The following is a 17,353-nucleotide window of genomic DNA, read 5'->3' on the forward strand; positions in this document are numbered from 1 at the left end:
GTCGTTTTTGCCATGCAGCAAAAACCGGAGTAGGTCGCGTCGATGACCGACAGCGTTGCAATTGTACTGGTTTCCGGCGGACTCGATTCGATGATCTCCGCCGCGCTCGCGCGCGAGGCGGGGCATCGCCTGTTCGCGCTTTCCTTCGACTATAACCAGCGTCACCAGGTCGAGCTGGCCGCCGCGCGCCGCATCGCCGCCACCCTGGGCGCCGAGCGCCATGTGGTGATGCCGATGGACCTGCGCGCGTTCGGCGGCTCGGCGCTCACCGCCGATATCGACGTGCCGAAGGACGGTGTGGGCGACGATATCCCGGTCACCTATGTGCCCGCGCGCAACACCATCTTCCTCAGCCTCGCCCTCGGCTGGGCCGAGGCTTCGGGCGCCCGCGACATCTATATCGGCGTCAACGCGCTCGATTATTCGGGCTATCCCGATTGCCGCCCCGAGTTCATCGAGGGCTTCGAGCGGCTCGCCGAACTGGCGACCAAGGCCGGGGTGGAGGGCGAGCCCTTCCATATCCGCGCCCCGCTCCAGCACATGAGCAAGGCCGATATCGTCCGCGAGGGCACGCGGCTCGGGCTCGACATGGGGCTCAGCTGGTCCTGCTATGATCCGGCGCCGGGTGGCGTGCATTGCGGGCTGTGCGACAGCTGCCGGTTGCGGTCCAAGGGATTCGAAGAGGCGGGCATCGCCGATCCGACGAAGTACGCAACGAGGGCCTGACGTGACCTATAGCGTCAAGGAAATGTTCCTCACGCTGCAGGGCGAGGGGGTAAATGCCGGCGCCCGCGCGGTGTTCGTCCGCTTCGCCGGCTGCAATCTGTGGACCGGCCGCGAGCAGGACCGCGCCAGCGCGATCTGCCAGTTCTGCGACACCGAGTTCGTCGGCACCGACGGTCTGGGCGGGGGCAAGTTCGCCACGGCCGATGCGCTGGCCGACGCCGTGCTCGGCTTCTGGGGCGAGGGGGCGGAGAAGCGCTTCGTCGTGCTCACCGGCGGCGAGCCGATGCTGCAGGTCGATGACGCACTGGTCGATGCGCTCCACGCCCGCGGTTTCCGCATCGCGATCGAGAGCAACGGCACGCTTCCCGCGCATCCCGGCATCGACTGGGTGTGCATCAGCCCCAAGGCGGGCAGCGAGGTCGTCCAGCGCTCGGGCGACGAGCTCAAGCTGGTCTGGCCGCAGCCGGGCACCGATGTCGCGGCGATCGAGGGCTGGGACTTCGCCAATTTCCTGATTCAGCCGATGGACAGCGTGGCGGCGCAGGAGAATATCGAGGCCGCGATCGCCTTCGCGATGGAACGGCCGAAATGGCGGCTGACGCTGCAGACGCACAAGATGCTGGGGCTGCGGTAACTTTCCCGGCGGTTGCCTCTGCCCCCAGCCGTCATCCCGGCCTTGTGCCGGGATCCACCGCGAGGCAGGCGAGCAGCAAGGGGCTCGAAGCGATGTGTAAGAGGCCCAGTGGGCCCCGGCACAGGGCCGGGGTGACGAAATTTGCCGAGCGGGCTGGCCTAGCTCAGTTGAGCAGCAGCGGGCCGCACTTCTTGACCTGGTACTGGCCCTTCTTCCAGCACTTGTCGTTGCCGAAGGGCGGCAGCTTCACGCCGTACATGCCGGTGACGACATAGCCCGACGGGCGATATTGCTCGCCCCAGGGGCCGAGGCTCGCGCGCAGTTCCTTGATGCGGTCCTGCGCCAGTTCGCTGAACTTGCCAGGCTTCACGAACACCGCATCATGGCCGATTGCGGCGGCAGTCTGGCAGAAAGAAAGCTGGCCCTGAACAGTCGAGAAGCCCGAATAGATGCGGGTGCCATACTTGTCGAGTTCAAGCTGGCCCTGCTTCTTGTTCTTGTACGTTCTTGCAAAATATTTCTCGAGCGTAGCGTATGAGTCCCGCAGCTCGATCGCGTGATCCTTGATCAGCGAATTGTAATTGTCGACCGAAAGCAGCGTCGGTTCGAACTGGCACTGGAGCGCGGCGACGTTCAGCGCGGCGCGCAGGTTCCAGGCGAGCGCGGCCTGCAGCTCGACCGGGGTGGCGCCAGGCAGCGCCGGGCCGGTCATGCCCGGCTCGGAACCGGTCACGCGCCCGCTCTCCAGATTGGCGGGCTTGAGGAAGAACTGCGCCGAAGCCGGTGCGGAAACGAACAGGCCGATCCCCCCGGCCAGCATCAATGCGATACGCGAAGCAAACATGCTGCCCTCGAAAACTACCAGTTAACCCCGTGGCAACGGGTTACGGTGTTCCGAGTCCGCGTTGAAGCCCCTTTTTGCCGTCCATCCGTGCCATCGCGGCATTTCATCGCAAAAGCATAGGAAAAGCATAAAGAAAAAGGCCGCCCGGTCGCCCGGACGGCCCTTTCATCAAACACTCGACCGAGCGCGAATTACATCGCGTTGGTGGTGTTGGTGGTCACGGTGGTGGTGTTCTCGACCACGGCGCCGTTCTCGGTGGCGGCGGCGTCGATGTTGGTGACCATCGTGTCGGTGGTCACGTTCTCGGTCGGAACGACTTCGGTGGTGTTGGTCACGTTGGTCGACTCGTTGCTGGTGCACGCCGAGGCCAGGAGGGCCGCGCCGGCGATCATCGAACCTGCAACGATCTTCGAAATGACTGCACGCATGTAGAAAGCTCCCTAGATTATGGATCTGGATTACGGATACGCCGTTTAATACCCAAACCGGAGTGGACATTAGACGGTTCGGGCAAACCCCTCAAGACTCGATTTGACCTGCGCTCACGAGAGAGCGTTCAAAAATGGCAAAAATGTGGCGCGCAGTGCCGAATCGAATTGCCCGGGCGTAACCGGCCTGCCGAGCGCCTCGGCGCTGGTGACCGGGAAATCGGGGATGCCACAGGGTACAATCCCATTGAAATCATTGAGGTTCGGCGACAGGTTGATCGCAAAGCCGTGCATCGTCACCCATTGGCGCAGCCGCACGCCGATCGCGCCGATCTTGGCTTCCTGGCCGGCCTGGTCGAGCGTCCAGATGCCGATCCTGCCCTCCGCGCGGAACGCTTCGATCCCCAGTTCGCCCAGCGCCGCGATCACCCAGCCCTCGACGGCATGGACATAGCCGCGCACGTCGCGCTTCCGGTTCCGCAGGTCGAGCATCAGATATCCGATGCGCTGGCCGGGCCCGTGATAGGTGTAGCGCCCGCCACGCCCGGTGCGGAACACCGGGAAGCGCGCCGCATCGACCAGCTCGCTGTCATCGGTGGCGCTGGTGCCGGCGGTGTAGACGGGCGGATGCTCGAGCAGCCAGATCCGTTCGGGGGCGGTGCCGGCGGTCAGCGCGGCGACATGCGCCTCCATTTCGGCGAGCGCGGCGCCATATTCGATCGGCTCCGGCGCGACCCGCCATTCGATATCCTTGGTCATGCGTGCGAATTGCGCATCCGCGGGCGATTCCGCAAGCATTGGCAATAAACTGCGCGCGGGCTAACACCCGGGCAAAGGGAGGACATCGGGCGCATGGCGAAGATGGGCACCGTCTGGGATCGGACGGCGGAGTTTCTGAGCGACAATCTGGGGGCGATCCTGCCGGTGGCGCTGCTCGCCTTTTTCGTGCCCGCCTCGATCGAGGGCAGCTTCCAGGCGGCCAAGGCCAGCGCCGGCCCCGGGCTGGTCCTGTCGCTCTATCTCGTCCAGCTCGCCTTCGGCATCCTGTCGCTCTGGGGATCGCTCACCATCACCGCGATGGCGCTCGACATGGCGGAGGCGCGTGGCGCAGGCGCGATCGGCCGGGCGCGGCTGCTGCCGGCGTTGATCGTCTCGGTCGCGCTGTTCGTCGGCATGTTCGTGCTCGCCATGCCGATCCCGATCGCGCTCCAGCTCGCCGGCTATGACATGATGGCGATCGCGCGGGGCGAGCTGACTTCGCTCAGCACCCAGATGGCAGGCGGCATCGCGCTCTACCTGCTGGTGCTGGTCGCGCTGATCCTGTGGCTCGGCGCGCGCCTGTTCGTCACCAATGCGGTGATCGTGCGCGAGAAGCGGATGTTCTCGGCGCTGCGCCAGTCGTGGAAGCTCACCCGCGGCAGGACCTGGGCGCTGATCGGAGTGATCCTGCTCTACGCACTGGTCTCCTGGGTCTCGATCCTGGCCGCCAACATGGTGTTCGGCAGCATCTTCGCCCTGGTCGCCGGCGGCGCGGCCGACGGCATCTCGCTGGCCGGGGTGCTCACCTCGATCGTCGTCGCCGCGGTGCAGACCGGCTTCACCGTGCTGGTCCCGGCCTTCGCCGCCAAGCTCTATCTCGCGCTCACGGCCGAGGCCGGGCTTCGCGAGGGTCTGATCCTCGCATGAGCCTCACCAGCCGCGGCATCTTCCTCGATGCCGTCTCCCTGTTCCGCGCCGAGCGCGAGCTGCTGATCGCCCTGGCGGGCATGTTCTTCGTCGTGCCGATGCTCGGCGCGGTGCTGCTCGTATCGGGGCTGCAGCTGCCCGCCACCCAGGACGCCGAGAAGCTGCGCGAGGCCATCATGGCCTTTTACGACGCGAACCTGCTGACCATCCTGGCGATCAGCCTGGTGATGGATTTCGGCAGCTTCGCGATCTTCAACCTGTTCCTGCGCGGTGACGGCCGCACCCTGGGGCAGGTGCTGCTGCTCGCGCTCAAGCGCTTCGGCGCCTTCTTCGTGCTCAACACGATCGCCGGGCTGCTCTTTTCCTTCGGCCTGTCGCTGTTCGTGATTCCCGGCCTCTACATGCTGGTGCGCACCTGGCTGGCCGGCCCGGCCTTCGCGGCCGATCCCGCGATCGGAATCCTGGGCGCCTTCCGCGAAGGCTGGCGGCGCAGCGCCGGGGTGACCGGCTTCGCGCTGCTCGGCCTCGCCTCGATGATCTTCTTCCTGGCACTGGGACTGGTGCTGATCGCCGGGGGCATCCTCGGCACGATCGCCGGCCTGATCGGCGGCGTGCAGGCGATCGCGCCGGTATCGTGGCTGGTCAGCGCGCTGATCGGCGGGGCGGCCTGGGCCGCGCTCGCGCTGATCCGCGTCGCCGCCTATCGGCTCGCCGGCGCGCCCAGGCAGGGGATCTGAGGCGCGGCATCCGCCGCCAGCACGCCCGCCAGCCGCGGATCGGCGAAGGTCTCCACCGTGCGCTTGTAGGGGACGAAGCCATGCTTGCGGTAGAAGCCGAGCGCGCCGGGCGAATCGAGCGTGCAGGTGTGCACCCAGACGCGGGTGACCTCGGGCGTCCAGGCGAGCATCAGCGCATGCGCCATCAGCCAGCCGCCATGGCCCTTGCCGGCCAGCTCGGGAATGAGACCCACGAACCCCAGCTCGCAGGTCGCCTCGACCCGGAAGTCGAGCTCGAGCATGCCCACCTCGATGCCGGCGCGGTCGACCACCGCAAACACATGCACCTTCGGGTCCTGGATGATCGAGACCAGCCGGTCCTCCGCCATCACCAGCCGCGAGAACCACAGCCAGGGCTCGCCGACGCGGCGGAACAGCGCGCGGTACTTGGCCTGGTCGGGCGCCGGCCAGCGCACCAGCCGCAGCGGCGAATCGGGCAGCGGGCGGGGCCGCGGCCGCGCCAGCATCTCGAGCGCGGTGACTACGGTGGCGATCTGGTCGTCGGAGACCGGGATCAGGCCCATGTGCTGGCCTTGTCCCACACTCCGTCATCCCCGCGCAGGCGGGAATCCAGAGTCACGAAGGACGTCGCTCTGTAACCCTTGATCCCCGCCTGCGCGGGGATGACGAGAGGAGGGAGAGCAGCGTGAATCACGACCACGCCGCCAACGGGGGCAGGCTCATCAGGATCGCGTCGATATTGCCGCCGGTCTTTAGCCCGAACAGCGTCCCCCGGTCATAGATCAGGTTGAACTCGGCATAGCGGCCGCGCCATTCGAGCTGGCGCTGCTTGTCCTCGGGCGTGAAGTCCATCCCCATCCGCTTGCGGACGATGCGCGGATAGATGTCGAGGAACGCACGGCCGACATCCCGGGTGAAGGCGAAATTCGCCTCCCAGCCTTCGTCACCGGCGCCTTCCAGGTGATCGTAGAAGATCCCGCCCACCCCGCGATGCGTCTTCCGGTGGGGGATGTAGAAATACTCGTCCGCCCAGGCCTTGAAGCGCGGATAATGCGCCGGGTCATGCGCGTCGCAGGCCGCCTGCAACGCGGCATGGAATTCGGCGGTGTCTTCCTCGTACGGGACCGGCGGATTTAGGTCGGCCCCGCCACCGAACCAGCGCTTGGTCGTGGTCAGGAAGCGCGTGTTCATGTGCACCGCCGGCACATGCGGATTGGCCATGTGCGCGACCAGGCTGATGCCGGTGGCGAAGAATTTCGGGTCCTCGCCGGCGCCGTGGATCGACTTGGCGAAATCGCCCTCCAGGCTGCCACCGACGGTGGAGACGTTCACCCCCACCTTCTCGAACACCTTGCCCTTCATCACCCCGCGCACGCCGCCGCCGCCGGGCTCGCCCGAGGGATCGGTACGGTCCCAGGCGATATAGTCGAACCTGGCGTCCGATCCGGCCTCGGCCTCGATCGCCTCGAATTCGGTGCAGATCGCGGTGCGCAGTTCCTCGAACCAGGCGCGGGCGCGCTGCTGCTGCTCGTCGGGTGCGATCATTGCGGGGGGAATCCATCGGTCTGACGCAGTGCCTCGGCGAGCGAGATGCCCGCGGACACGGCTAGGTTGAGCGAGCGCAGGCCCGCGCGGATCGGGATGCGCACCGCGAGATCGGCGCGTTCATGGACATAATCGGGGGCGCCGCGCCCCTCGGATCCGAACAGCAGGGTGTCGCCCGGCTCGAACCGCGCCTGGTTGAGCGGAATCGATCCGCGCGTGGTGAACAGGATCACGCGGCCCGGCAGCTTCTCGGCGAATGCGTGGAAATCGGCATGGCGCACGACATCGGCCTGGCCGCCATAATCCATGGCGGCGCGGCGCAAGGCCGCGTCGTTCCACGCGAATCCCATCGGCTCGATCAGGTCGACGGGCGTGTCGAAACAGGCTCCAAGTCGCAGCACGGCGCCAACATTGCCGGCAATATCGGGTTCGAACAGGGCTAGTCGCATGGCTTTGCTCCTAGCGTTCTATTCCCTTGCGTAACAAGCCGCTGAAAAAGGCTGTTGCGGAAGCGCGCAGCCGCCGTCTATCACCTCGGCTGGCCTATTCGGGGGACATCGAAGGGCAACGAGGGGGCCCTTAGCGCCCGTGTTGAGCTTTACGTTCTGTCCGCGCGTTCGCCGCGGCAAGTCCGAAGTGCAAGGGGTAAACATGGCAATTGAAGCCGATCTGGCCGGTCCCGAGAATCCCCGTCGTCGCGATTATCTCCAATATGCCGCCGTTTCGGTCGCGGCTGTGGGCGCGGGCGTCGTGGTTCTGCCGCTGGTCAATTCGATGAACCCGTCGGCCGATGTGCTCGCGCAGTCCACCACCGAGGTGGACCTGTCGAAGATCGAGCCGGGCATGGCGATCAAGACCAGCTTCCGCAAGCAGCCCTTGTTCGTGCGCAACCTGACGCCGGCCGAGATCGCCGCCGCGGACGCGGTGCCTGTCTCGTCGCTGCGCGATCCGCAGACGCTCGAGCAGCGCACGGCGAAGGACCACACCAACTGGCTGATCACGCTGGGCGTGTGCACCCATCTCGGCTGCGTGCCGCTGGGCGCGGGCGAGGGTGAGAATCGCGGGCCGTTCGGCGGCTATTTCTGCCCCTGCCATGGCTCGGCCTATGACACAGCCGGCCGCATCCGCCAGGGCCCGGCGCCGAAGAACCTCGAGGTTCCAAAATATAACATCAACGGCGCTATCGCCGTGGTTGGGTGAGGATAGAGCGCGATGAGCTTTCCCTGGGCCAAGCATTATGAGCCTAAGAACCCGGTGATGCAGTGGGTGGACTCGCGTCTGCCCCTGCCGCGCTTCGTCTACAACGCCGTCGGCGCCGGCTATCCGGTGCCGCGCAATCTCAACTACTGGTGGAACTTCGGCGTGCTCGCCGGGGTCGCGCTGGTCTGTCAGCTGATCACCGGCATCGTGCTGGCGATGCACTTCCACTCCTCGGCCGCAGGCGCGTTCGAGAGCGTGAATGTGGGCATCATGCGCGACGTGAACGCGGGCTGGTTCCTGCGCTTCGCCCACGCGAACGGCGCCTCGATGTTCTTCGTGGTGATCTACATCCACATGTTCCGCGGCCTCTATTACGGGTCGTACAAGGCGCCGCGCGAAATGGTGTGGCTGCTCGGCGTGGTGATTTTCCTGCTGCTGATGGCCACCGCCTTCATGGGCTATGTGCTCCCCTGGGGGCAGATGAGCTTCTGGGGGGCGCAGGTGATCACCGGCTTCTTCTCGGCGATCCCGGTGGCCGGCGACTGGATCCGCGTATGGCTGCTCGGCGGCTATGCGCCGGACGATGCCGCGCTGAACCGCTTCTTCTCGCTCCACTATCTGCTGCCCTTCGTGATCGCGGGCGCCGTGATCCTCCACATCTGGGCGCTCCACATCCCGGGTTCGTCGAACCCGACCGGCGTGGAAGTGAAGGGCGAGCAGGATACCGTGCCGTTCCACCCGTATTACACGGCGAAGGACGGACTGGGCGTGGTGGTGTTCCTGATCCTGTTCTCGGTGCTGATCTTCTTCGCGCCGGACTATCTGGGCCACCCGGACAACTATATCCCGGCGAACCCGCTCTCCACGCCGGCGCACATCGTCCCCGAATGGTATTTCTGGCCGTTCTACGCGATCCTGCGTGCCTTCACCGCGGACTTCATCCTGCCGGCGAAGCTGTGGGGCGTGCTGGCGATGTTCGGCTCGATCCTGCTGCTGTTCTTCCTGCCCTGGCTCGACAAGTCGCCGGTGCGTTCGGGTGCCTATCGCCCGATGTACAAGGTGGCGTTCTGGGTGCTGGTGTTCGACGTGCTGGTGCTCGGCTATTGCGGCGGCTCGCCGGCCGAGCCGCTCTACGTGATCGTCAGCCAGATCGCGGCGGCCTATTACTTCGCACACTTCCTGATCATCGTGCCGATCATCTCGAGCATCGAGACGCCGAAGCCGCTGCCGGGCTCGATCACCGAGGCCGTGCTGGCCAAGACCGGCGCGTAAGGGGGACCAGGAACCATGACTTCGCTGTTCATCAAATCGATCAAGTTCCTGGTCGGCGGTGCCTTCATCGTCGTGCTGCTGATCGCGCTCTACGGCTCGGTCCGCGGCGTCATCAAGGAACCGCCGGCGGAAACCGCCGAGCACGCCATGCACAAGCATCCGGAGGAGCTGAAGCTCGCCTCGGACGGGCCGTTCGGCAAGTTCGACCGCGCCCAGCTCCAGCGCGGCTTCCTCGTCTACAAGGACGTCTGCTCGACCTGCCACTCGCTCAACCTGGTCTCCTTCCGCAACCTGAAGGACCTGGGCTACAGCGAGGCCGAGGTGAAGAAGATCGCCAAGGACTGGGGCACCAAGCAGCCGGTGTTCGACGAGAAGGGCGGCACCTGGGGCGAGCGTGACAACGTGCCCTCGGATCGCTTCCCCAAGGTCTATTATCCGGGCACCGGCACCCCGCCGGACCTCAGCCTGATCACCAAGGCGCGGCATGACGGCGCGGCCTATGTCCACTCGCTGCTGACCGGCTACGACAAGAAGCCCTCGGCCGAGGCGCTGGCCAAGTTCCCGGAATTCGCCAAGACGCCGGACGGCATGCACTTCAACCCCTATTTCGCGAACCTCAACATCGCGATGCCGCCGCCCCTGACGCAGGACGGCCAGGTGCAATATTCGGACGGCACCCGCGCCACGGTCGACCAGATGTCCAAGGACGTCTCGGCCTTCCTGGTGTGGACCGCGGAGCCGACGCTCGAGACCCGCCGCCAGGCCGGTTTCGCCGTGCTCGGCTTCCTGATCTTTGCGGCCTTCCTGACCTATGGCGCCTATCGCTCGGTGTGGGCAGGCGTTAAGCACTGATCCCGCTTCGGCGGTACAAGACGAAGCAACGCAATCCCGCCCTGGCTCGGCCCGGGCGGGATTGCTGTGTTCAGATCAGTGTTCGAAGGGTCCGTTTCGATGAATGACGATATCCGGCAGCGTATCCGGACCATCCCCGATTTCCCCAAGCCGGGGATCATGTTCCGCGACATCACCACCTTGCTGCTCGATGCCGAGGGGCTGGCGCTCACGATCGACCGCATGGCGGCGGCCGTGGAAGGCAAGATCGACCTGGTCGCGGGCATCGAGGCGCGCGGCTTCCTGTTCGGCGCGGCGCTGGCGGTGAAGCTTGGCGCGGGCATGCTGCTGGTCCGCAAGGACGGCAAGCTGCCGGGCGCGACGATCGCCGAGGATTATGCGCTCGAGTACGGCACCGACCGGATCGCCATCCATGCCGATGCACTGGCCCCGGGCGCCCGCGTGCTGCTCGTCGACGACCTGATCGCCACCGGCGGCACCGCCCGTGCCGCGGTGCGCCTGCTCAAGAAGGCCGGTGCCGAAGTCGTCCAGGCCTCGTTCGTCGTCGACCTGCCCGAGCTGGGCGGCGCCGACGCGCTGCGCAGCGATGGCATCGCGGTGCATGCGCTGGTGGCGTTCGACGGGCATTGATCCCCTGAATTCCCCTCCCTGGAAGGGAGGCTAGGGGTGGGTGGAGGCTTGGCGATACTGTTGGGCTGGGTGGAATGGCGGCCGTAACGCGGTCATCCACCCACCCCCGGCCCCTCCCTTGCAGGGAGGGGAGCTAAGCCTGCTCCGCCGGCCGCCGCCGCATCAGCACCAGCCCGGTGAACCGCAGCACCGGCTCGTCATGCTGGTTGAAGGTGGTGGTCTGGTTCTTCAGGCTGCCCATCTCGGGCCGGCTGCGCGAGGGGGTCACTTCCAGCACCTCGGTCTCGACCCGGAGCACGTCGCCGGGATAGACCGGCTTGAGCCAGCGCAGCTCGTCGATCCCCGCCGCGCCCAGGCTCGCCTGGGGTACCACCGACATCTCGGCGACCGTCATCGCCATCGTCATCGCGCAGGTGTGCCAGCCGCTCGCCGCCAGCCGCTTGAAATGCGTCTGCGCCGCCGCCGCGTCGTCGAGATGGAAGGGCTGAGGGTCATATTTGCGCGCGAACTCGAGCACCTCCTCGCGCGTGACCTCATAACGGCCGAAGCTCCGCTTCTTGCCGACCTGCATGTCTTCCCAATAGAGCATGCAATCAGTTTCGGATGAAAACCGATCGGGCGCAAGCCCTCCTTTGTGAGAGGGGGGCGTCAAATCTCTTCAGTCCCCCGGCGAACGCCGGGGCCCAGGGTTTCTCTGCCGTATCGCCTGTGACCCTGGACCCCGGCTTTCGCCGGGGAGCAGCCAGGGCGATGACTCAAACCTACCGAACCAGCACATCCCGGAACGGCGCGTCATTCCCGTCCACCCCGGCCTTGGGCGGCAGGCCGATCAGGTCGCGCAGCAGTGGATAGATGTCGACATTGACGAAGGGCTGCACCGTCGTCCCCGCCCGGAAGGCCGGGCCATTGGCGACGAACAGCGCGTTCATCTCGGGCGAGAGATTGTCGAAGCCGTGATTGCCGCCGATCTGGTCGGGATCGATATCCTTCTCGCCGACCTGCCAGCCGGTCTCGGCCAGGCAGAAGATCGCCGGCACGCGCGGATTGGTGCCGTAATGGAAGCGCGCCGGGATCTCGGCCTTGCGCCAGCATTCGAAATGATCGTGCTTGCCGAGCAGGGCCTTCTCGACCACGGCCTCGCGCCCCGGGGTCGGGATCAGGCTCAGATAGGGGCCGGATTCGACCAAATGGTAATCCTCGGCCTTCACCAGGTTGTTGATCGAGATGGCGCGCTTGCCGCTGACCTGCGCCATGCCGTGGTCGGCGACGATCACCAGGTTGGCGGGCTGCCCCAAGGCGGCGAGTCCATCGACCAGCTCGCCGATCCGCTTGTCGACATCGGCAGCCGCCGCCGTCGTGCGCTTGTCGTCGGGGCCGTAGCTATGGCCGGCGCTGTCGACCGTGTCGAAATAGAGCGTCAGGAACTTCGGCCGGATCGAAGCGGGCCGCCGCAGCCAGTCGAGGATCGCGTTCACGCGCTGCTCGCCGGTGATGACCTGGTTGAACTGCGCCCAGTCGCTCGGCCGCGTGCCGCCTTCGATCTTGTACGGCCATTTGTCGGCCTTCACGCCGCCCACCGCGACGTTCGATCCCGGCCAGAATTCGGTGCCGGTGCGGATGCCGGCCTTTTCCGCGTCCACCCAGATCGGCATCGCTTCGTTCCACCAGAACGGGTCGTCGCTCTGCATGGTGAAGACTTCCTTCGGCCGCGCCGTGTCCTCCATCTTGTTGGCGGTGATGCCGTGATGGTCGGGATAGAGGCCGGTCACCAGCGTCCAGTGATTGGGGAAGGTCTTGGACGGGAAGCTCGGGTGCATGATCCCGGTCGCGCCGCCCGCCGCCAGCCGCGACAGGTTCGGCGTCACCCCGCGATCGAGATAATCGCTGCGGAAGCCGTCGATCGAGACGAGGATCGTCACCGGCGCGCGCTGCTCGGTAACCGCCGGTGCCACGGCGGGCGGCGGTGCGGCGACGGGTGCCGTGGCACAGGCCTGGAGGACGGCGGCAAGGGCCGCGGCGGCGATCTTCGAATACCAGCGCATGTCGGGGCCCCTGACAGCAAAATGTTGCGGCGGTAAGTCGTATCATCGACGGGACGGGACGAGCAAATCGCCGGCTAACCTCCCGTTCATTTTGGCTGCGTCACGATGCTCGAAACGGGGGAGGGGTGGATGCGGCTGCTGCTCGGATTGGTCTTCGCGGTTGGCCTGGCGGCGGCACCGCCCGCGGCGGCGCAGAGCCCGCTCACCCTCGCCCCCGGCACCGAGACCGCCTCGGACGGCAGCCCGGTCCGCTACGAGGTCGGGGCGATCACCGTTCCCGAAAATCGCGCGAAGCCCGACGGCAAGCGCATCACGGTCGGCGTGCTGCGGATCAAGGCGACGAAGCCGAGCAACCAGCCGCCGATCTTCCTCCTCGTCGGCGGCCCTGGCGTCACCCTGCTCGACACGCTCGGCGATCCCAGCCCGCGCGCGAAGCGCCGGCTGCGCATGTGGCTCGACCATGCCGAGACCAACGACCTCGTGATCGTCGAACAGCGCGGCTACACGCTGCGCGGCGACATGCTTGAGCTGCGCTATCCCGCCGCCCCGCTCGACCGGCCCAGCCGGATCGAGGACGAGATCGCGGTCACGCGCAAGCTGGCCGAAGGGGCGGTGGCCGCCAATCCGGGGCACGACCTGGCCGGCTACACGATCGCCGAATGCGCCGATGACGTGGACGCGGTGCGCCGCGCGCTCGGCTATGACCGGATCAGCCTCACCGCCGCCAGCTTCGGCTCGCAATGGGCCTTTGCCGTGCTCAAGCGTCATCCGGGCACGGTGGCGCGCGGGCTGATCTCCCTGGTCGAGCCGCTCGCCAACGGGTACGACATGCCGGCCCATGTCTTCGCGGTGATGCAGCGCGTCGCCTTCGAGGCCGAGCAGGATCCGGCGCTCAAGCCCTTCATTCCCAAAGGCGGGCTGATCGCGGCGGCGCGCACGGTGCGCGATCGCCTCGCCGCCGCGCCGGTTACCGTCGAGCTGCCCGGCACCGGCAAGGTGGTGCTGGGCCTTGGCGACTATCAGCGTGCGCTGTTCAGCCATGTCGTCGATGCGAGCAAATGGCCGGCCTTCGTGATCGACGCCTATCATGGCCGCTACCAGGCCTGGGCCGCCGAGGAAGCCGAGACCCGCAAGGCCAGCACCACCGCGCTGATCGGCCCGTTGATCGACACTGCAACCGGCGTCACTGCGGCGCGCTGGGCGCAGATCCAGGCGGACCCGGCGCTCGACATGCTCGGCCCGTGGAATTTCGCTTCCTATGCCGCTACCGCCGATGCCTGGCCCACCGCCGATCTCGGCGATGCCTTCCGCCTGCCGGTGCGCGACGAGACGCCGATCCTGTTCGTCCAGGGCGATTGGGACGCCAACACCCCGGTCGAGAATCTGGTGGACGTACTGCCCTGGTTCCCCAATGCCCGCGCGCTGATCGTGCATCGCGGCCAGCATAACGGCCGGCTGCTGCGCGATCATCCCGATCTCGATGCGGCGACGATGCGCTTCCTGCGCGACGGAACGATGCCGGCGCTGCCCGGCCGGGTCGATGCCGCGCCGGTCAGCTTTGCGCTGCCGGCCGCCACCGGCTGAACCAGCGCGCGATCAGCGCCGCCGCGATCGGGAATAGCAGCGCATAGCCGATCACCCCGATCATCCGCAGCGGCATCACCCCGCTCAGTGGCCCCAGCAGCCCGAGCAGCGCCAGTGCGCCGCTGCCGAGCAGCAGCCGGTAGATTGTGACCTCGCCGCGAAACGCCGGCGCCATCAGCAGCACGGCAACCGCGAAGAAGCCGTCCCAGGCGAGGATGTCGAGCATATAGGGCAGGCTCGGCCAGGCGAAGGCGTCCTCTACCCCAAGTGCCAGGATCGACAGATGCACCACGCTGGTCAACGCCAGCGCGGCGGCCATCAGGGGCAAGGCGGGCCGGGTGAAGCGCGGCGCCAGCCCGGTGCCGCGCACGGCGGTGGCGAGCCCGAGCAGGAACGGCACCAGCAACAGGATCAGTATTTCCATCGCCCCGAACCAGGGCTGGCCGATCGGCGCGTCGCGCGCGGGCAGCGTCGCCAGCCCGATCGCCAGCACCAGCAGATAGGTCAGGCTCAGCCCCGCCACCGCGAAACCCGAGACGATGCCCAGCTGGCGAAGGACGGGGACGGGGGAGGGGCGGCGCATGGCGCATATCTGGCCCGCGTGCCACCGCAAGCGCAAGCCATGCCGTCGCGAACCGGCCCGTGGTTCATTTGAAGTTCAGTCTTCAAACCATTGCTTCATCGAAACGAAGTCGCAGGGAGGGCGATATGCGGGGTGGTTTCTGGAGTGCGGCGGCTTTGGTCTGCGCGATGCCGGCGGCGGCGCAGGCACAGGAGCAGGTCGCGGGGCGCTGGATCGTCACCGTCGACTATTTCGGCACGCCCACCGTCTGGACGCTCAATCTCAGGCAGGACGGGGCCACGATCACCGGCGACCTGACCGGCGACGTGCTCACCGGCACGGTCAAGGGCAACGAGATCCGCTTCCTGGCCAGGGACAGCGTCGGCGGCTCGGAGGATGTCACCGCCCGGCTCGTGAAGGGGCGGATCACCGGCGAGATGCTGCTGGTCGACGGATCCGAGCCGAAGCGCATCCCGCACCGCCTGCGCTTTACCGCCGAGCGCCCGTCCGAGCCCGTGGCCCGGCCGGCGATGCGCCACGAATTCGTGCCGACGCGTTTCTACCGGGAGTTCTCGCCGTCCAATCCGCCTGCGCTCCATGTCAATCCGGGCGACACGATCCACACCAGCACGATCGATGCCGCCGGCATCGATGCGGACGGCGTCCGCCGCGCCGCGCCCGGCAATCCGCAGACCGGTCCCTTCTATATCGACGGCGCGATGCCCGGCGACACGCTGGTCGTCCGCATCCGCAAGCTCCGGCTCAACCGCGATACCGCGATCAGTACCAACGGCATGACCGAGCGCGGCCAGGACGCGCGCACCGCGGTCCGCCTGGCGGGGACGGGCAAGCCGGTCACCTGGCGACTCGACCGCGACAAGGGCATCGCCACGCCCGAGGCGCCGGGCGACGCGCTCAAGGGCTATTGGGTGCCGGTCCGGCCGATGCTCGGCGGCATCGGCGTCGCGGTCGATGCCCGCTCGCCCGCGCCCGGCTCGGGCGATGTCGGCCGGTTCGGCGGCAATATGGACTTCAACGAGATGGGCGAGGGGACAACCGTCTATCTCCCGGTCGCGGTGCCTGGCGCCTTGCTCTATTTCGGCGATGCGCATGCGGCGCAGGGCGACGGCGAGACCACCGGCGACGCGCTCGAGACGTCGATGGACGTCGAGGTCGAAGTCGATCTCGTCCGCGGCAAGAGCGCCGGCCAGGTCCGCATCGAGACGCCGACCCACCTCGTCGCGATCGGCATGGACGGCTCGCTCGACGCGTCGTTCCGCACCGCCTCGTCGAGCATGTTCAGCTGGCTGTCGGCCGACTACGGCCTTGCCCCGGCCGACATCGCCCAGATCTACGGCACCGCCGCCGAATATCGGGTCAGCGCGGTGCCGGGCCGTGCCGCGGGCATGGTCCTCAAGATCCCCAAGGCCCGCCTCGCCACGCTGCCGGGCGCGAGGAAGCCCTGAGGGCCGCTCAGCTCGGCGTGTCGATATCGTCCCATTCGGTGCCGCGCGCCTGCTGGAACCCGGTCAGCCAGTTGAGCGCGACATGGCGTTCCATGATGATGTCCGGGCTCAGCCCCTCGGGCTGGGTCCCCTGCTGGTGTGCCTGGCGGACGATCCAGTGCTGGCGCCAGGTCCGGTCGAGCGCATCGAGGATCTCCGGAACGGGGCGAAGCTGCGGATCGGCCGCCGGTGCCTCTGCGAGCTCGAGCACGGCGCGTGCAAGCGTGCCGGCATCGGCAATCTGGTCGCTGGAGTCGAGTTTTCCGGCCGGATTGCCCAGCGCCCAGAGCAGTGTGTTCAGCGCTTCGTAGCGCCAGCCCATCTTGCTGACGGTCTGCGCATCGGGGGCGTCGGCCTCGATGAAGGCCGCTTCCTCCGGGGTCAGCGATGCCATGCCGACAGGGTTCGCCTCGCGCAGCCGGGGGCGGATGTCGTCGTCGCCGGCACCCAGATTCTCGGCATGGACCGCCGCGCAAGTCAGCGCCAACGCGCGCCGCAGCACCGCCGCCGCCGGGCGCAGCACCACCTCGGCCTCGCCAAGCGCGGGCGGCATGCTGGCGGGCGGCCGCGGCTCTATCCCGGCGAGGGCCGCCACCGTGTGTTCGCGGCGTGCCACGGCGTCGGGCTGGTAGGGCAGGGCGGCGGCGGGATCGCTCGCACCGGCGCCGTCGATCAGCACCGCCCCGTCCGGCGCGCGCACCGAACCGTCGGGCAGGAAGAACACGGCGTTGGCGTCGCGCGCCCATTGCGCGATCTCGCCGAACGCGTCGGCCGCCACCGAGAAGCTGATCTGGTGGCGCACCCGCTGGATATGCCGCCACAGATGATAGCGCGCCGCGGTCATCTGGCCGTCGCCGCGCCCCATCACATAGCCGGTAAAGCCGTCGAGATGCGGCGCCAGCTCGGGATCGGACAGGTCGCGCCGGTTGTGCAATACATGCGCGAAGCCCAGCGGCGGCAGGTCGCGCACCGTGGCATAGGCGTTGACCAGCACGCCCTCATCGTCCGCCGGCAGCGGTTGCGCCGCCGGTTCGGACTTGGCCGCGCCGCGCCCCAGCAACTTGTCCAACAGGCCCATCGAATTCCCCTCTCAGTGGATGGCGATG

At 67.3% G+C, this 17,353-nt stretch carries 20 protein-coding genes; 10 read left to right on the forward strand and 10 right to left on the reverse strand.

Annotated features, from left to right (window positions below; translation table 11 throughout):
* Nucleotides 1-42 precede the first annotated feature (42 nt).
* Together queC and queE are read left to right on the forward strand one after the other, a co-directional pair.
* A complete protein-coding gene (gene queC / locus AC1RJ5_RS18295; protein WP_493114934.1) occupies nt 43-726 on the forward strand; it encodes a 7-cyano-7-deazaguanine synthase QueC in 684 nt (227 codons plus the stop codon).
* A 1-nt stretch (nt 727) separates the two neighbouring features.
* A complete protein-coding gene (gene queE, locus AC1RJ5_RS18300) occupies nt 728-1,360 on the forward strand; it encodes a 7-carboxy-7-deazaguanine synthase (protein WP_342250776.1) in 633 nt (210 codons plus the stop codon).
* A gap of 163 nt (nt 1,361-1,523) precedes the next feature.
* Here the strand turns inward: queE and AC1RJ5_RS18305 are convergent, their stop codons facing one another.
* From AC1RJ5_RS18305 to lipB, 3 genes are all read right to left on the reverse strand, one after another.
* Nucleotides 1,524-2,204: a hypothetical protein gene (locus AC1RJ5_RS18305; protein ID WP_269572713.1), complete on the reverse strand. Its 681-nt coding sequence runs from the start codon at nt 2,202-2,204 to the stop codon at nt 1,524-1,526.
* Between the two features lie 191 nt (nt 2,205-2,395).
* A complete protein-coding gene (locus tag AC1RJ5_RS18310) occupies nt 2,396-2,632 on the reverse strand; it encodes a hypothetical protein (RefSeq protein WP_269572712.1) in 237 nt (78 codons plus the stop codon).
* A 114-nt stretch (nt 2,633-2,746) separates the two neighbouring features.
* Nucleotides 2,747-3,391 carry a lipoyl(octanoyl) transferase LipB gene (lipB, locus tag AC1RJ5_RS18315; protein ID WP_269572711.1) on the reverse strand — a complete coding sequence of 215 codons (645 nt, stop codon included), beginning with the start codon at nt 3,389-3,391 and terminating at the stop codon, nt 2,747-2,749.
* Between the two features lie 93 nt (nt 3,392-3,484).
* Here lipB and AC1RJ5_RS18320 point away from each other — a divergent pair, with 93 nt between their 5' ends.
* Nucleotides 3,485-4,318, forward strand: a complete 834-nt coding sequence (locus AC1RJ5_RS18320; RefSeq protein ID WP_269572710.1) for a DUF7847 domain-containing protein — start codon at nt 3,485-3,487, stop codon at nt 4,316-4,318.
* Nucleotides 4,315-5,055, forward strand: a complete 741-nt coding sequence (locus tag AC1RJ5_RS18325) for a hypothetical protein (RefSeq protein ID WP_269572709.1) — start codon at nt 4,315-4,317, stop codon at nt 5,053-5,055. Before AC1RJ5_RS18320 ends, AC1RJ5_RS18325 begins: the two co-directional genes overlap by 4 nt.
* Here AC1RJ5_RS18325 and AC1RJ5_RS18330 read toward each other — a convergent pair.
* The 3 genes from AC1RJ5_RS18330 to AC1RJ5_RS18340 form a co-directional block, all read right to left on the reverse strand.
* Nucleotides 5,019-5,618: a GNAT family N-acetyltransferase gene (locus AC1RJ5_RS18330; protein WP_493114938.1), complete on the reverse strand. Its 600-nt coding sequence runs from the start codon at nt 5,616-5,618 to the stop codon at nt 5,019-5,021. The two genes, AC1RJ5_RS18325 and AC1RJ5_RS18330, sit on opposite strands and share 37 nt — an antisense overlap.
* 127 nt (nt 5,619-5,745) lie before the next feature.
* Entirely contained in the window at nt 5,746-6,600 is an 855-nt protein-coding gene (gene hemF, locus AC1RJ5_RS18335; protein WP_493114940.1) for an oxygen-dependent coproporphyrinogen oxidase, read from the reverse strand.
* Nucleotides 6,597-7,049: a tRNA (cytidine(34)-2'-O)-methyltransferase gene (locus AC1RJ5_RS18340; RefSeq protein WP_184169007.1), complete on the reverse strand. Its 453-nt coding sequence runs from the start codon at nt 7,047-7,049 to the stop codon at nt 6,597-6,599. Before AC1RJ5_RS18340 ends, hemF begins: the two co-directional genes overlap by 4 nt.
* Before the next feature lie 202 nt (nt 7,050-7,251).
* Between AC1RJ5_RS18340 and petA the strand changes: the two genes are divergently transcribed.
* From petA to AC1RJ5_RS18360, 4 genes are all read left to right on the forward strand, one after another.
* The gene (petA, locus tag AC1RJ5_RS18345) at nt 7,252-7,800 is read left to right on the forward strand and encodes a ubiquinol-cytochrome c reductase iron-sulfur subunit (protein WP_184169006.1); all 549 of its coding nucleotides are present in this window, start codon (nt 7,252-7,254) and stop codon (nt 7,798-7,800) included.
* Nucleotides 7,801-7,812: 12 nt separating this feature from the next.
* Nucleotides 7,813-9,072, forward strand: coding sequence for a cytochrome b (locus tag AC1RJ5_RS18350; RefSeq protein WP_184169005.1), 1,260 nt, complete (start codon nt 7,813-7,815; stop codon nt 9,070-9,072).
* Between the two features lie 15 nt (nt 9,073-9,087).
* On the forward strand, nt 9,088-9,924 hold the full coding sequence (locus AC1RJ5_RS18355) for a cytochrome c1 (protein ID WP_184169004.1): 837 nt from the start codon (nt 9,088-9,090) through the stop codon (nt 9,922-9,924).
* 99 nt (nt 9,925-10,023) lie between these two features.
* Nucleotides 10,024-10,554, forward strand: a complete 531-nt coding sequence (locus tag AC1RJ5_RS18360; RefSeq protein ID WP_184169003.1) for an adenine phosphoribosyltransferase — start codon at nt 10,024-10,026, stop codon at nt 10,552-10,554.
* 133 nt (nt 10,555-10,687) lie between these two features.
* On the opposite strand, the gene AC1RJ5_RS18365 is transcribed toward AC1RJ5_RS18360, so the two are convergent.
* Together AC1RJ5_RS18365 and AC1RJ5_RS18370 are read right to left on the reverse strand one after the other, a co-directional pair.
* On the reverse strand, nt 10,688-11,143 hold the full coding sequence (locus tag AC1RJ5_RS18365; RefSeq protein ID WP_269572704.1) for a MaoC family dehydratase: 456 nt from the start codon (nt 11,141-11,143) through the stop codon (nt 10,688-10,690).
* A 172-nt stretch (nt 11,144-11,315) separates the two neighbouring features.
* Entirely contained in the window at nt 11,316-12,596 is a 1,281-nt protein-coding gene (locus tag AC1RJ5_RS18370) for an alkaline phosphatase family protein (RefSeq protein ID WP_493114944.1), read from the reverse strand.
* Between the two features lie 129 nt (nt 12,597-12,725).
* On the opposite strand from AC1RJ5_RS18370, the gene AC1RJ5_RS18375 reads away from it, so the two are divergent.
* A complete protein-coding gene (locus tag AC1RJ5_RS18375; protein WP_493114946.1) occupies nt 12,726-14,180 on the forward strand; it encodes an alpha/beta hydrolase in 1,455 nt (484 codons plus the stop codon).
* Here AC1RJ5_RS18375 and AC1RJ5_RS18380 read toward each other — a convergent pair.
* A complete protein-coding gene (locus AC1RJ5_RS18380; RefSeq protein WP_493114948.1) occupies nt 14,149-14,763 on the reverse strand; it encodes a hypothetical protein in 615 nt (204 codons plus the stop codon). The genes AC1RJ5_RS18375 and AC1RJ5_RS18380 overlap by 32 nt on opposite strands.
* A 125-nt stretch (nt 14,764-14,888) precedes the next feature.
* Here AC1RJ5_RS18380 and AC1RJ5_RS18385 point away from each other — a divergent pair, with 125 nt between their 5' ends.
* Complete coding sequence (locus AC1RJ5_RS18385; protein WP_493114950.1) at nt 14,889-16,208, forward strand: acetamidase/formamidase family protein; 1,320 nt, start codon at nt 14,889-14,891, stop codon at nt 16,206-16,208.
* A gap of 7 nt (nt 16,209-16,215) precedes the next feature.
* On the opposite strand, the gene AC1RJ5_RS18390 is transcribed toward AC1RJ5_RS18385, so the two are convergent.
* A complete protein-coding gene (locus tag AC1RJ5_RS18390; RefSeq protein ID WP_493114952.1) occupies nt 16,216-17,325 on the reverse strand; it encodes a DUF4272 domain-containing protein in 1,110 nt (369 codons plus the stop codon).
* Nucleotides 17,326-17,353 lie beyond the last annotated feature (28 nt).

The organism is Sphingomonas sp. GW822-FHT03G08 (assembly GCF_058801135.1).